Consider the following 13026-nt stretch of genomic DNA (forward strand, 5'->3'; position numbering starts at 1 on the left):
CTACCCAGAGCCCCGCCTCATGCCCCTGCTCGAAACGCCCTTCGCCCAACTCGATCTGATCCGTCAGCCAGAGCAGCAGAACGAACCGCTGCAAGCTTTCGATGCGGCTGACGAATACCTGCTCAACCATCTGGCTGAACAACACCCCACGGCTGAGACTCGGGTATTGGTGCTCAACGACAGTTTTGGCGCGCTGGCTGCCAGCCTCGCGGGCAAGGTCCGGGTCATCAGCAACGGCGACTCGTTCCTGGCCTTTCAGGGACTGGAGAAAAACCTGATCCGTAACGGCCAGGCGTTTGACGCGGTGCCCCATGTGCCTGCCAGCGAAGTGCTCAGTGGCCCGTTTGACCGGGTATTGATCCGCGTACCGAAAACCCTGGCGTTGCTGGAGGAACAATTGATTCGCCTGCAAAGCCAACTGGCGCCGGGCGCCCAGGTGATTGCGGCGGCGATGGTCAAGCATCTGCCACGTGCTGCCGGTGATCTGCTGGAACGCTACATCGGCCCGGTGCAAGCCTCCCTGGCGGTGAAAAAGGCCCGGCTATTGATCGCCACACCTGAAGCAAAAGCGCCTGCCGTGTCCCCCTACCCTTCGCGCTACCAACTCGATGACCCGGCCATTGAGCTGCTCAACCATGCCAATGTGTTCTGCCGCGAAGGCCTGGACATCGGCACGCGGGCCTTTCTGCCGCACTTGCCGAAAAACCTTGGCACCGCGCGAGTGGCCGACCTCGGGTGTGGTAATGGCGTGTTGGCCATTGCCAGTGCGCTGCAAAACCCCGAGGCGCAGTACACGTTGGTGGACGAGTCGTTCATGGCGGTGCAATCGGCCGCCGAAAACTGGCACGCGGCGCTGGGTGACAGAGCGGTCGTAGTGCGGGCAGGCGATGGCCTGACGGGGCAAGAACCGCAATCCCTGGACGTAGTGCTGTGCAATCCGCCCTTCCACCAGCAACAAGTCGTCGGCGACTTCCTCGCCTGGCGCATGTTCCAGCAAGCCCGTGAAGCGCTGGTGGTAGGTGGCGCGCTGTACATCGTCGGCAACCGCCACCTGGGTTACCACAGCAAGCTCGCCCGACTGTTCCGTGGCGTCGAGCAAGTGGCCGCCACCCCAAAATTCGTGATTCTCAAAGCCCGCAAATAAGCGCGGGCAAAAAAAACCCTCCACGCGGGAGGGTTGCAAGTCCGTGCCTCCAAGGCAACGGGATGGGATCTTCAGTGTGTGGTCAGCCCCGCAGCATTCATGAACATGCGCATCAGGCTCGCCACAATAAACAGGGTTGCGACGCTACCGACCCAGATCAGGGCCAGCCATCCAAGCCGTTGCCACAGCGGCTTTTTTTCGGCTTCTTCAATGTCGTGCAGGGAATGTTTGCCGTTCATTGCATCGATCCTCAGTCAGATCGATGGCGCCGGTGAGGGCGCCATCGTCGGAACGCCGCCCGGAGCAAGCTCGCTCCCAGGGTGTTAGTGATAACCGTCTTCGTGGGTCACCTTGCCGCGGAACACGTAGTAGCTCCAGAAGGTGTATCCCAGGATGAACGGTATGATGAATAACGTGCCCACCAGCATGAAGCCCTGACTTTGCGGCGGTGCAGCGGCGTCCCAGATCGAGATCGACGGTGGCACGATGTTCGGCCACAGGCTGATGCCCAAACCGCTGTAGCCGAGGAAGATCAGCACCAGCGTCAGCAGGAATGGCGTGTAGTGCGCATTGCGGGCGACGGCGCGGATCAAACCGTACATGGTCACCAGCACCAGAATCGGCACAGGCATGAACCAGAACAGGTTGGGCAACGTGAACCAGCGAGCGGCGATTTCGGCGTGGGCCAATGGCGTCCAGATGCTGACGATACCGATCACCGCCAACACCACGAAGGCCAGCGGCCGTGCCAGGTCGTGCATTTGCGCTTGCAACTTGCCTTCGGTTTTCATGATCAGCCAGGTGCAGCCGAGTAGCGCATAAGCCACCACGAGCGCCACACCGCAAAACAGGGTGAACGGTGTCAGCCAGTCCAGCGAACCACCGGCAAACTGGCGATTGACCACCGGCAACCCATCAATGAAAGCCCCCAACGCCACGCCCTGGAAGAAGGTCGCGGTGACGGACCCACCGATAAATGCCTTGTCCCAGAGATGGCGTTTGTCGTCCCGGGCCTTGAAGCGAAATTCAAAGGCCACACCACGGAAAATCAACCCGATCAGCATCAGGATCAGTGGCAGGTACAACGCCGAAAGCACCACCGAATACGCCAGCGGGAAGGCGCCAAACAATGCCGCGCCGCCCAATACCAGCCAGGTTTCGTTTCCGTCCCACACCGGTGCAACGGTGTTCATCATGACGTCGCGGTCGGTCTTGCCCGGGATGAACGGGAAGAGAATCCCGATGCCCAGGTCGAAGCCGTCCATCACCACGTACATCATGATGCCGAAGATGATGATCACGGCCCAGATCAGCGGAAGATCAATACCCATGACTCAAATCTCCTTGGTCAGGCTGTGGCTGTGGTCGCTTTCACCGCTGTCATCAGCGGCAGACAGCGGACGCGCTGGCGTGCGTTTCTGGCCTGGCCCACCGTCGTTGGTTTCCTTGCCTTCGTCGATCTTCGGCCCTTTGCGCACAAGACGCATCATGTAGCCCAGGCCGGCACCGAACAGCGCGAAATAGACCACGACGAACAGAATCAACGTGATGCTCATCTGCACGAAGCTATGGTTGGAGGAGGCATCCGCCGTGCGCATCAGACCGTAAACCACCCAAGGCTGGCGGCCGATTTCCGTGGTAAACCAACCCGCGAGGATGGCGATCAGACCGGACGGGCCCATCCACAACGCCAGGTAAAGGAACGGTCGCGAGGTGTAAAGCTTGTCGCGTTTGCGCAGCCACAGGCTCCACAAACCGGTGAAGATCATCAGCATGCCCAAGCCGACCATGATCCGGAACGACCAGAACACAATCGTCGAGTTCGGCCGGTCTTCAGGCGGGAACTCCTTGAGCGCCGGCACCTGCTTGTCCAGCGAGTGAGTAAGAATCAGGCTGCCCAGGTACGGAATCTCGACGGCAAATCTGGTTCTTTCTTCTTTCATGTCCGGCCAGCCGAACAGGATCAGTGGGGTCGGCTCATCACCCTTGTTTTCCCAGTGGCCTTCAATCGCAGCGATTTTCGCCGGTTGATGCTTGAGCGTATTGAGGCCGTGGAAATCACCGATGACGGCTTGAATCGGCGCCACGATCAAGGCCATCCACATGGCCATCGAGAGCATGGTGCGGATCGCCGGGTTGTCCTTGCCGCGCAGCAAATGCCAGGCCGCCGAAGAGCCAACGAAAAACGCCGTGGCCACGAACGCTGCGGTCGCCATGTGCATCAGGCGATAGGGGAACGAGGGGTTGAAAATCACCGCCAGCCAGTCGGTTGGAATCACCTGGCCATTAACGATTTCGAAACCCTGAGGCGTTTGCATCCAGCTGTTGGATGCCAAAATCCAGAACGTCGAGATCAGCGTGCCGATGGCCACCATGACCGTGGCGAAGAAGTGCAGTTTGCGTCCGACCTTGTTCCAGCCAAACAACATGACCCCAAGGAAACCCGCTTCGAGGAAGAAAGCCGTCAGGACTTCGTACGTCAGCAATGGCCCGGTCACCGAACCGGCGAAGTCGGAGAAGCGACTCCAGTTTGTGCCGAACTGATACGCCATGACCAACCCGGAGACCACGCCCATGCCGAAGTTGACGGCAAATATTTTCGACCAGAAGTGATACAGGTCACGGTAGGTGTCGTTATGGGTTTTCAGCCACAGACCTTCGAGCACCGCCAGGTAACTCGCCAGGCCAATGGTGATGGCCGGGAACAGAATGTGAAACGAGATGGTAAACGCGAACTGAATTCGGGCGAGATCAAGTGCCTCTAAACCGAACATAAGTCATCCTCTGTCAGGTAATACGGCTGCTGGCTGGAAGCCTGCATCCACGGTTCCCACGGGTATGGAGTGCGGCGAATTCAAATTCGTTCTTTTTTTACAAGCATCGCAACGCAGGGATTCTGGCTGGCCGCCGGATCAATTCCCTGGGGAGTTTTGATCTGGGTCAATCAACGTTGAAAGAGTAGTCCCAATTCTGTTGATGAACCGCGTGGTCTTTTGCCGCGTGACAAGTTGCCTCATGGTATTGGTCACGGGCTGAAATACATTCCATGGTCATAGATAGCCAAAGGTGAATGAAATCGATGTCTGGCTAACGATTTTTTCGCTCATGGCAACTTCCTGTTACAGCTTGGTGATAATCTCGCCGCTCCACTCTCCAGATTTACCTCCAGATGCCCAGCCAAGCGCCCTTGCTGTTACGTCATCATCGCCCTTTCCTTGCGTTCTGGCTGGCCCGGGTGTTTACCGCCAGTGGTTTTCAGATGCTCACCGTGGCCATTGGCTGGAACCTCTACCAACTGACCGGCAACGTGCTCGACCTGGGCTTGGTCGGCTTGGTGGAGTTCGCACCGCGCGTGCTGTTCATGCTGCACACCGGGCATGTCGCCGACCGCTATGACCGGCGCAAAGTCGCTGCGATCTGTCAGTCCTTGCAAGCGCTGATCGCCTTGTCCCTGGCCATTGGCAGCGCGACCGATCATGTCACCCGGGAAATGATCTTCATCCTCGCGTTTCTGCTGGGTGCCGCGCGATCTTTCGAAATGCCCACCACTCAAGCCCTGTTGCCGAGCATCGTGCCCAGTGCGCTGTTTCCTCGCGCGGTGGCCGCCGCACAATCGGCGCAACAGTCAGCCACCATCGTCGCCCCGGCGCTCGGGGGGTTGCTCTATGCCTTCGGCAGCGTCTGGGTGTATGGCCCGACGGTGATCCTCTACATCATTGCGTGCGTGCTGATGCTCAACCTGCCGGCCCGGCAAACGCCGTTGAACAAGGGCAAGGCAACCCTCGACTCGCTGCTGGCGGGCATCCGCTTCATCCGCAGTCGCCCGGACATTCTCGGGGCGATTTCTCTGGATCTGTTTGCCGTGCTGCTCGGTGGCGCGACGGCGCTGCTGCCGGTTTTTGCCAAAGACATCCTGCTGACCGGCCCGTGGGGGCTAGGCCTGCTGCGTTCCGCGCCGGCAGTCGGAGCGCTGTTGATGTCGCTGTTCCTGGCGCGATTTGCGGTTGAACGCAACGTCGGACGCGTGATGTTCACGGCTGTCGGGGTGTTCGGCGTGGCCACCATCGCGTTCGGTCTCTCGACTTCGTTCTGGTTCTCACTCGCGGTGCTGGTGGTGCTGGGCGCGGCAGACATGATCAGCATGGTGATCCGCGCCTCGTTCGTGCAATTGGAAACACCGGACGAAATGCGCGGCCGGGTCAGCGCCGTCAACGGTTTGTTCATCGGCGCTTCGAACCAGTTGGGCGAGTTCGAATCCGGCCTGACCGCCCACTGGTTCGGCACCGTGCCGGCAGTGGTCATGGGCGGGATCGGCACATTGGTGGTGACCGGGACCTGGGTGAAACTGTTCCCGACCTTGGCCAACCGTGACCGCATGCATGTGCCGGTGGAAGAAGTGAAGGTCTGAACCTCTAAACCAACAACTCCCCCGCCACCGCCGTTCGCGTGGCTTTGCCGCAGAGTTGTTCCACCAGCGTCAAGGCAAATGCCAGCGCGGCCCCGGAACCCTGGGCGGTTATGCAGTTGCCGTCGACCACCACTGGTTGATCGACGAAGTTGCAACCTGACAATTGATGGCTGGCCGACGGCAGGCAGGTCATGCGTCGCTGGCGCAATACGCCAAATTGTTGCAACGCGACCGCCGGGGATTCGGCGATGCCCGCGAACAGACGTCCGGCGGCGGCTTGATCCTTGATCAATTGTTGCAGGGGTTGGTGCGCCGCCAGGTGTTGCGCGCCCACGGCGCCGCCGGGCAATGCGATGAGGTCGAACGGCTGGGCCAGCAAGTCCACGAGCATGGCATCGGCCGTCAGCCGGGTGCCACGGGCGCAGGTGAGCATGCGCCGCCCCTCGATGCTGGCCACTACCACTTCAACCTTGGCGCGGCGCAGCACATCGACGAGGGTCACTGTTTGCAGGTCATCGATGCCCTCGGCGAGGGTAATCAAAGCTCTAAAGGTCATGGGGACAGTCCACAGGGTGATCTTTAAAGCGTAGTCAGCTTTCGGGCGCAGCCGTTACTTGCGGCCGTTATTTGATGTAGAGCTGTGTCGACATCGTATTGCCCGGCGCGTTGATCGAGGTATTGCTAAAGGTGAAGACGCCGTCCTGCTTGCCGGCCAGATCCAGAATGTACAGATAACCGACGGTTTTTCGCCCCACGGTGCACTCGGTCAGATTACCGGTATCAAAAGCGCAGACCGGCGTGCGAGTGCCGTTCACTTCAAACCCGTCCAATGCGACATGGGCCTCTCGTCCGTAGCCGATTTCCAGCACGTAGACTTTGATGTTCGGCCCGCTGTGGTCGCAGCGCGTCTGATCCTGCCCCCCGGCGATGTCTTCAAAGCCACAACCGGGTGATTCGACCTTCAGCACCTTCATCTGGCTCAACGGTGGCGCCATTGCGGCCAAGGCGCTTTGTGCTCCCAAAAGCAAGGCAGCCATGACACCAATGACAGCGATTACACGCGTTTTCATGCAATACATAGTGACCCCCAAAACCGGCGCGCAGTATGGCTCACTTCGCTTGACGGCAAAACATCGACGACGATCACAGCCATAAGCAGCCATAACCCCACGCTGCTGGTATGATGCGCGGCTTTTTCCGGCCCACAGTATTTTCCCAGGCGCGTTCAGCGGTCTGTGCTTTGCTGTTGAGGTCGATACATTCACGGCGCCCGGCGCGCCACGGGGAGCAGACATGCTGGAAAGGCTGTTTCAACTCAAGGCACATAACACCAACGTGCGGACCGAGATTCTGGCGGGCGTCACGACTTTCTTGGCCATGGCCTACATTCTATTCGTCAACCCGAGCATCCTCGGCGAGACCGGCATGGACAAGGGCGCGGTGTTCGTCGCTACCTGTCTGGCCGCCGCCATTGGCTCCACGATCATGGGCCTGATCGCCAACTACCCGATTGCGCTCGCGCCGGGCATGGGCTTGAACGCCTTCTTCACCTACACCGTGGTCCTGCACATGGGCCACACCTGGCAAGTGGCGCTGGGTGCGGTGTTTATTTCGGCGGTGTGCTTCTTCCTGCTGTCGATCTTCCGCATCCGTGAATGGATCATCAATAGCATCCCGCTGCCGCTGCGCTCGGCGATTGCCGCTGGCATCGGCCTGTTCCTGGCACTGATCGCCCTGCATAACGCAGGTATCGTGGTCAGCAATCCGGCGACCATGGTCGGCCTCGGTGACCTGAAACAACCCGCCCCGATCCTTGCGACCCTGGGTTTTGCCCTGATCGTTGCCCTTGAAGCCTTGGCCGTGCGCGGCGCAGTACTGATCGGCATTCTGGTGGTCACCATCGTTTCGATCGTAATGGGCTTCACCCCGTTCGGCGGCGTAATGTCGATGCCACCGTCGCTGGCCCCGACCTTCATGCAACTGGACATCAAAGGCGCACTGGACATCGGTCTGGTCAGCGTGATTTTTGCCTTCCTGTTCGTCGACCTGTTCGACAACTCCGGCACCCTGATCGGCGTTGCCAAGCGTGCCGGCCTGATGGGCAAGGACGGCCACATGCCGAAAATGGGTCGCGCCCTGATCGCCGACAGCACCGCGGCCATGGCCGGTTCGCTGCTGGGCACCTCGACCACGACCAGCTACATCGAATCCGCAGCCGGCGTGAGTGCCGGTGGCCGCACCGGCCTGACGGCCGTCGTGGTCGCGATTCTGTTTCTGCTGGCGCTGTTCTTCTCGCCACTGGCGGCCAGCGTTCCGGCGTTTGCCACGGCACCGGCACTGCTGTTCGTCGCCGTATTGATGACCTCCGGCCTGGCCGAAATAGACTGGGACGACATTACCGTTGCCGCACCGGTGGTGATCACTGCGCTGGCCATGCCGTTCACTTATTCCATCGCCAACGGCATCGCCTTCGGTTTCATCTCGTGGACCGCCATCAAGTTGATGTCCGGTCGCGGCCGTGAACTGAACCCGGCGCTGGTGATCCTGTCGATTCTGTTCGTGATCAAGCTGGGTTGGTTCAACGCATGACTTTTGATTCCCAGGCCTACGCCGTTCAGCTCGAAGAAAAGGTCACGCGCCTGCGTGACCTGCTGGCCCGTTCGATGCACCTGAACCGGCCGTCTTCGACTCGCCGCTGCAAAACTTCCGCCTGCGCGCCGAATTCCGCCTGTGGCGTGAAGGCGGTGAGCGGCACTACGCGATGTTTTCCCAGGAAGACAAGCGCACGCCGATCCTGATCGAAGAGTTCCCGATCGCAAGCTTGCGCATCAACCAGTTGATGCCCCAGTTGAAGGCCGCCTGGAAAGCCAGTGCGCCCCTGAGCCACAAGCTGTTCCAGGTGGAGTTCCTGACCACCCTGGCCGGCGATGCGATGATCACCCTGTGCTATCACCGTCCGCTGGACGAACACTGGCATGCGGCGGCAACGAAACTGGCCGCCGACCTGAACGTCAGCATCATCGGCCGCTCCAAGGGCAAGCGCGAAGTGATCGGTCACGATTATGTGGTCGAGAAACTGGAAGTCGGCGGTCGTACCTTCAGCTACCGCCAACCGGAAGGTGCGTTCACCCAGCCCAACGGCACCGTCAATCAGAAGATGCTCAACTGGGCTTACGACGCACTGGGCGACCGCGCGGACGATTTGCTGGAGCTCTATTGCGGCAACGGCAACTTCACCCTGCCGCTCGCGACCCGCGTACGCAAAGTGCTGGCCACCGAAATCAGCAAGACCTCGGTCAATGCTGCACTGAGCAACCTCAGCGAAAACGCGGTGGATAACGTCACCCTGGTACGTTTGTCTGCCGAAGAGCTGACCGAAGCGCTGAACGAAGTCCGCCCTTTCCGTCGCTTGCATGGCATCGACCTCAAGAGCTATGAGTTCGGCAGCGTATTCGTCGACCCGCCCCGCGCCGGCATGGACCCGGACACCTGCGAGTTGACTCGACGCTTCGACAATATCCTCTACATTTCCTGCAACCCGGAAACCCTGGCGGCGAACATCGCCCAGTTGCACGACACGCACCGCATCACTCAGTGCGCAATGTTCGATCAGTTCCCGTGGACCCATCACATGGAATCCGGGGTGTTGTTGACCCGTCGTTGATTGCAGCCGATACAAACAAGCCGTCATCACGACGGCTTTTTTGTGGGCGGATCAAAGAGCCGCGTCGACCTTGCGCGGACGACCGCCCTTTTTGCCATTGGCCCGTGCAGCCTCGCTTTTGGCAGCGCTACTCTGACGACCATTGCGCGAGGCGACGACTGAAGAGGCCATGTCCATCAGCGACTTGCTCGCCGAAATCAACCCGGCAATGGAGACCTGTAAATCCCTGCCTTCATGGCACAGAGCGGTTCCCGAAAAGCCAACCTTCAAATCAGCGAATTCTCCAGCGTCAAAGCCATCAAATTCCGGGTAACTCTTAACCGGAAGGAGCACGCCGCTGCCGTCCTCAAAGCTGATGACCAGGCAATGTCCTGACCAAGCCACTGCAGTCGCATTCAATCCGCTACGACGACTCAACTCGCCTCGCTGAAGCGCCTGCTCCAGTGCAGCTTCAGTGACGGGGCTATCCGCCTGGTTTTTCGCCTTTATCGTTTTCATAATTCAATTTCCACTCCCTCCGCAGCCCCCACCAGGGCCAACAGAGTCTTGTTCGCCTCAGGCTCGTAACAGGCCGAGCCAATCATGTATGTCGTGCTGGCGATTCGTTTCATCACGACCACTTCATTGCCCTCCCAATCCCACATCTGATTGTCCAGGCACGCTGTATGCAATTTGCTCCACCAGATGCCACGAGCTCTCCGTAAATGCGCAGGCTGCCGAAGCGCCTGTCGTAATCCTTCCAGTACCGCTGAAGGTGGCCGCTGTGAAAGAGGAACGACATCCCAGAGTTCGACGCCGTTGTGCCAGAAACTGAATTTGAAGCGTGCGCCCCATGTTCCTGCATCTACATGGACATGAGGCGGACAATGTTCGTCGCGCAGCATGATGACCAATGACAAGCCTTTGTAGCGGCATACGTCCATGCTAACCCATCCGTTAGGTTATAGATTGCAAAGATTCTCCACTCCTTGAAGAACCCGATAACTGGCGCTGATTGCTTGATGAACAATTCAGGATTGAGACTAGCTTCCGAGAGCTTTTCGACTTGTCGATTGCCGCCCCAAATAGTAAGCAATCCTTTCACCACACCCACAAAAAAGCCGTCACGAGGACGGCTGTCTTGAGTTGCACCCCATCATTACGACTGCTTCCTATGCTCGGTAACGGTCAGCCCCGCATGCCCCCAGTTATCGGTATCCACCTCTTCGATCACGATATGGGTCACTTCCGGAGGCTTGCCGAGGACACGCTGCAGGGTTTCGGTAATTTCAGCGATGACCTGGGCTTTCTGCTCACGGGTAACGCCTTCACGGGTAATACGCACGCTAACGAAAGGCATGATGCTGCTCCTGTCCGGTAATCAAATCTGGATGAAACGCCAGTAAAGCACTGCGGCGGTGATTTCATCTACAGTGTCGGCATTCAGTCCTCATTTGATCCCCGGTGTAATCAATCATGCAGCGAGTCTTCGATGATCTTCAGTTGGGCAGCATCGAACTGTTTTGCCTCGCAGCGGAAGCCGGGAGCTTTACCGCCGCCGCGCTGGTGGCAGGGGTGACGCCGGCCGCCGTCAGCCGTTCGGTGTCGCGCATGGAAGAACGCCTGGGCGTGCGCTTATTCGCGCGCACCACCCGCAGCGTGAAGTTGACTGACAGCGGCCGCCGTTATTACGAAGAATGTCGTCAGGCGCTGGCGCAATTGATCGAGGCTCAGCGCGAGGTCATGGGCCAACAGCAGCAACCGTCCGGCACGTTGCGTATCAGCATTCCAACGACCTATGCGCACCACAGAATTCTGCCGTTGCTGCCGGAATTTCGAGCGCGCTTTCCCGATGTAAAGGTCGAGTCGCACATCAGCAATCGCAACATCGACTTCGTCGGCGAAGGCTATGACATGGCGATTCGCGTGCGGGCCATCCCCGATTCCGGCTTGATCGCCCGTCACCTGGAAGACGCCGAACTGGTGATGATTGCCAGTCCCGAGTACCTCAAGCGCGCTGGCGTTCCACAAACGCTGGATGAGTTGGCGCAACACGAATGCATTCAATACGAATTGCCCAGCAGCGGCCGGCGAATTGCCTGGCTGTTCAATGACAATGGCGTGCCGCGAGAGATTTTGGCCGAGGGCAGTTTCAGTTGCTCGGACGATGTGCTGGGTGGCGTTACCCTGGCCAGACATGGGGCGGGACTGTTTCAGACGTACCGGTTTATCGTCGAAAACGAATTGGCCGATGGCTCTCTGGTGGAGGTGCTCAAGCCTTTCGGCAGGCGTTCGCGGCCGTTCACGTTGCTGTATCCGCAAAGCCGGCACATGCCGCTTCGGTTGAGGGCGTTTATCGACTTTCTGGTCGAACATCTGCCGCGCTGATCGTCGCCACTGTCCGATCACCGCACACAAAACACGACCAACCCGCCTCTTTAATTGACCAAATTAACCAGCTAGTACAATTTATCTCCACAGGCTGATGACACCAGCCGATTCCAAAAATAATAAGTGGAGACTTCCCATGCCCCCTATCGTTCTGGTGCTCAACGGCCCGAACCTGAACCTGCTCGGCACCCGTGAACCGGCAACTTATGGCCACGAAACCCTGGCGGATATCTCGGCGCTGTGCGGCCGCGCCGCCGAAGAGTTCGGCTTGGTCGTGGAATTTCGCCAGACCAACCACGAAGGCGAATTGCTCGACTGGATTCACGCCGCTCGTGGGCGTTGCGCCGGGATTGTGATCAACCCGGCCGCCTGGACTCACACCTCGGTGGCGATCCGCGACGCTCTCGTTGCCAGCGAACTGCCGGTGATCGAAGTTCACCTGTCGAACGTCCACGCCCGCGAGTCGTTCCGGCATCACTCGTTCGTCTCGGCCATCGCCACCGCGGTCATGGCCGGTTTCGGCAGCCACGGCTATCGCCTGGCACTGGAACATTTCAGTCTGAAATTGAAGGGGTGAACGCGATGACTCAGCACAACAGCGTACTGGCCGGGCTGATCGGCGCCGGGATTCAAGCCTCCCGCACACCGGCACTGCACGAGCATGAAGGCGACGCGCAGGGCATGCGTTATCTCTACCGTTTGATCGATCTGGATCAGTTGAAGCTCGACAGCAGCGCCCTGCCCGATTTGCTGTTGGCGGCCGAACGGATGAATTTCACCGGGCTCAACATCACCTTCCCGTGCAAACAGACGATCATCCCGCTGCTCGACGAACTGTCGCCAGAAGCCCGCGGCATTGGCGCGGTGAATACCGTGGTCTTGAAAGATGGCAAACGCATCGGCCACAACACTGATTGCCTGGGTTTCGCCGAGGGTTTTCGCCGTGGCTTGAAGGACGTTGCCCGTGAGCGTGTCGTACAAATGGGTGCCGGCGGTGCAGGCGCGGCGGTGGCCCACGCGCTATTGAGCGAAGGTGTACAGCTGCTGAGCATTTTCGATGTGGAGATCAGCCGCGCGCAGGCCTTGGCGGACAACCTCAATCAACATTTCGGGGCCGGTCGAGCGGTGGCCGGGCATGATTTGCCGAGCACTTTGGGCCTGGCTGACGGCTTGGTGAACACCACACCCATGGGCATGAAAAAACTCCCGGGCATGCCCGTGCCGGCGGAGTTGCTTCGCGCCGAATTGTGGGTGGCCGAGATCGTGTACTTTCCGCTGGAAACCGAACTGCTGCGCAACGCCCGAGCCCTCGGTTGCCGGACCCTGGATGGCGGCAACATGGCAGTGTTTCAGGCCGTGAAGGCATTTGAATTGTTCAGCAACGTAGTGCCGGATGCGCAGCGAATGCTGGCGCACTTTCAGAGCATGAAGGGTTGAAGG

The 13026-nt window shown here is 59.3% G+C and carries 14 protein-coding genes and 1 pseudogene; 7 read left to right on the plus strand and 8 right to left on the minus strand.

What is annotated here, in order from left to right; genetic code table 11:
• Window positions 1-19: 19 nt before the first annotated feature.
• Entirely contained in the window at window positions 20-1144 is a 1125-nt protein-coding gene (locus AB4N76_RS09930) for a methyltransferase (RefSeq protein WP_046028612.1), read from the plus strand.
• Between the two features lie 71 nt (window positions 1145-1215).
• On the opposite strand, the gene AB4N76_RS09935 is transcribed toward AB4N76_RS09930, so the two are convergent.
• The 3 genes from AB4N76_RS09935 to AB4N76_RS09945 form a co-directional block, all read right to left on the minus strand.
• Window positions 1216-1383, minus strand: a complete 168-nt coding sequence (locus AB4N76_RS09935; protein WP_080943018.1) for a DUF2474 domain-containing protein — start codon at window positions 1381-1383, stop codon at window positions 1216-1218.
• Between the two features lie 84 nt (window positions 1384-1467).
• Window positions 1468-2475, minus strand: a complete 1008-nt coding sequence (gene cydB, locus AB4N76_RS09940) for a cytochrome d ubiquinol oxidase subunit II (RefSeq protein ID WP_046028614.1) — start codon at window positions 2473-2475, stop codon at window positions 1468-1470.
• Window positions 2476-2478: 3 nt separating this feature from the next.
• Entirely contained in the window at window positions 2479-3918 is a 1440-nt protein-coding gene (locus AB4N76_RS09945; protein WP_046028615.1) for a cytochrome ubiquinol oxidase subunit I, read from the minus strand.
• Window positions 3919-4313: 395 nt separating this feature from the next.
• Here AB4N76_RS09945 and AB4N76_RS09950 point away from each other — a divergent pair, with 395 nt between their 5' ends.
• Window positions 4314-5552, plus strand: coding sequence for an MFS transporter (locus AB4N76_RS09950; RefSeq protein WP_046028617.1), 1239 nt, complete (start codon window positions 4314-4316; stop codon window positions 5550-5552).
• A 4-nt stretch (window positions 5553-5556) separates the two neighbouring features.
• Here AB4N76_RS09950 and AB4N76_RS09955 read toward each other — a convergent pair whose 3' ends face one another.
• Window positions 5557-6108, minus strand: a complete 552-nt coding sequence (locus AB4N76_RS09955) for a DJ-1 family glyoxalase III (RefSeq protein ID WP_046028620.1) — start codon at window positions 6106-6108, stop codon at window positions 5557-5559.
• 67 nt (window positions 6109-6175) lie between these two features.
• The gene (locus tag AB4N76_RS09960; protein WP_460164605.1) at window positions 6176-6631 is read right to left on the minus strand and encodes a DUF4879 domain-containing protein; all 456 of its coding nucleotides are present in this window, start codon (window positions 6629-6631) and stop codon (window positions 6176-6178) included.
• 214 nt (window positions 6632-6845) lie between these two features.
• Between AB4N76_RS09960 and AB4N76_RS09965 the strand changes: the two genes are divergently transcribed.
• The gene (locus AB4N76_RS09965; RefSeq protein ID WP_046028625.1) at window positions 6846-8141 is read left to right on the plus strand and encodes an NCS2 family permease; all 1296 of its coding nucleotides are present in this window, start codon (window positions 6846-6848) and stop codon (window positions 8139-8141) included.
• Window positions 8138-9216 (plus strand): annotated as a pseudogene (gene trmA, locus AB4N76_RS09970) (tRNA (uridine(54)-C5)-methyltransferase TrmA). The gene AB4N76_RS09965 and the pseudogene trmA overlap by 4 nt, the downstream one beginning before the upstream one ends.
• A gap of 51 nt (window positions 9217-9267) precedes the next feature.
• Here trmA and AB4N76_RS09975 read toward each other — a convergent pair.
• The 3 genes from AB4N76_RS09975 to AB4N76_RS09985 all read right to left on the minus strand — a co-directional run bounded on the left by AB4N76_RS09975 (window position 9268) and on the right by AB4N76_RS09985 (window position 10555).
• Window positions 9268-9714 carry a DUF2442 domain-containing protein gene (locus AB4N76_RS09975; protein ID WP_046028627.1) on the minus strand — a complete coding sequence of 149 codons (447 nt, stop codon included), beginning with the start codon at window positions 9712-9714 and terminating at the stop codon, window positions 9268-9270.
• Entirely contained in the window at window positions 9711-10139 is a 429-nt protein-coding gene (locus AB4N76_RS09980) for a DUF4160 domain-containing protein (RefSeq protein WP_460164424.1), read from the minus strand. Before AB4N76_RS09980 ends, AB4N76_RS09975 begins: the two co-directional genes overlap by 4 nt.
• Window positions 10140-10354: 215 nt before the next feature.
• Window positions 10355-10555, minus strand: coding sequence for a tautomerase family protein (locus tag AB4N76_RS09985; protein ID WP_046028630.1), 201 nt, complete (start codon window positions 10553-10555; stop codon window positions 10355-10357).
• A gap of 116 nt (window positions 10556-10671) precedes the next feature.
• Between AB4N76_RS09985 and AB4N76_RS09990 the strand changes: the two genes are divergently transcribed.
• The 3 genes from AB4N76_RS09990 (at window position 10672) to AB4N76_RS10000 (ending at window position 13023) form a co-directional block, all read left to right on the plus strand.
• Entirely contained in the window at window positions 10672-11583 is a 912-nt protein-coding gene (locus AB4N76_RS09990; protein ID WP_046028632.1) for a LysR family transcriptional regulator, read from the plus strand.
• Window positions 11584-11722: 139 nt separating this feature from the next.
• A complete protein-coding gene (aroQ, locus tag AB4N76_RS09995) occupies window positions 11723-12163 on the plus strand; it encodes a type II 3-dehydroquinate dehydratase (RefSeq protein WP_046028638.1) in 441 nt (146 codons plus the stop codon).
• 5 nt (window positions 12164-12168) lie between these two features.
• Complete coding sequence (locus tag AB4N76_RS10000) at window positions 12169-13023, plus strand: shikimate dehydrogenase (RefSeq protein ID WP_046028866.1); 855 nt, start codon at window positions 12169-12171, stop codon at window positions 13021-13023.
• Window positions 13024-13026 lie beyond the last annotated feature (3 nt).

The sequence above is a fragment of the Pseudomonas sp. S2_F03 genome (assembly GCF_054668335.1).

Bases quoted from the DNA above. Each gene is read 5' to 3' on its own strand.
- AB4N76_RS09930 (WP_046028612.1), top strand. From the start codon at position 20: ATGCCCCTGCTCGAAACGCCCTTCGCCCAACTCGATCTGATCCGTCAG.
- AB4N76_RS09935 (WP_080943018.1), bottom strand. From the start codon at position 1,383: ATGAACGGCAAACATTCCCTGCACGACATTGAAGAAGCCGAAAAAAAG.
- cydB (WP_046028614.1), bottom strand. From the start codon at position 2,475: ATGGGTATTGATCTTCCGCTGATCTGGGCCGTGATCATCATCTTCGGC.
- AB4N76_RS09945 (WP_046028615.1), bottom strand. From the start codon at position 3,918: ATGTTCGGTTTAGAGGCACTTGATCTCGCCCGAATTCAGTTCGCGTTT.
- AB4N76_RS09950 (WP_046028617.1), top strand. From the start codon at position 4,314: ATGCCCAGCCAAGCGCCCTTGCTGTTACGTCATCATCGCCCTTTCCTT.
- AB4N76_RS09955 (WP_046028620.1), bottom strand. From the start codon at position 6,108: ATGACCTTTAGAGCTTTGATTACCCTCGCCGAGGGCATCGATGACCTG.
- AB4N76_RS09960 (WP_460164605.1), bottom strand. From the start codon at position 6,631: ATGTATTGCATGAAAACGCGTGTAATCGCTGTCATTGGTGTCATGGCT.
- AB4N76_RS09965 (WP_046028625.1), top strand. From the start codon at position 6,846: ATGCTGGAAAGGCTGTTTCAACTCAAGGCACATAACACCAACGTGCGG.
- AB4N76_RS09975 (WP_046028627.1), bottom strand. From the start codon at position 9,714: ATGAAAACGATAAAGGCGAAAAACCAGGCGGATAGCCCCGTCACTGAA.
- AB4N76_RS09980 (WP_460164424.1), bottom strand. From the start codon at position 10,139: ATGGACGTATGCCGCTACAAAGGCTTGTCATTGGTCATCATGCTGCGC.
- AB4N76_RS09985 (WP_046028630.1), bottom strand. From the start codon at position 10,555: ATGCCTTTCGTTAGCGTGCGTATTACCCGTGAAGGCGTTACCCGTGAG.
- AB4N76_RS09990 (WP_046028632.1), top strand. From the start codon at position 10,672: ATGCAGCGAGTCTTCGATGATCTTCAGTTGGGCAGCATCGAACTGTTT.
- aroQ (WP_046028638.1), top strand. From the start codon at position 11,723: ATGCCCCCTATCGTTCTGGTGCTCAACGGCCCGAACCTGAACCTGCTC.
- AB4N76_RS10000 (WP_046028866.1), top strand. From the start codon at position 12,169: ATGACTCAGCACAACAGCGTACTGGCCGGGCTGATCGGCGCCGGGATT.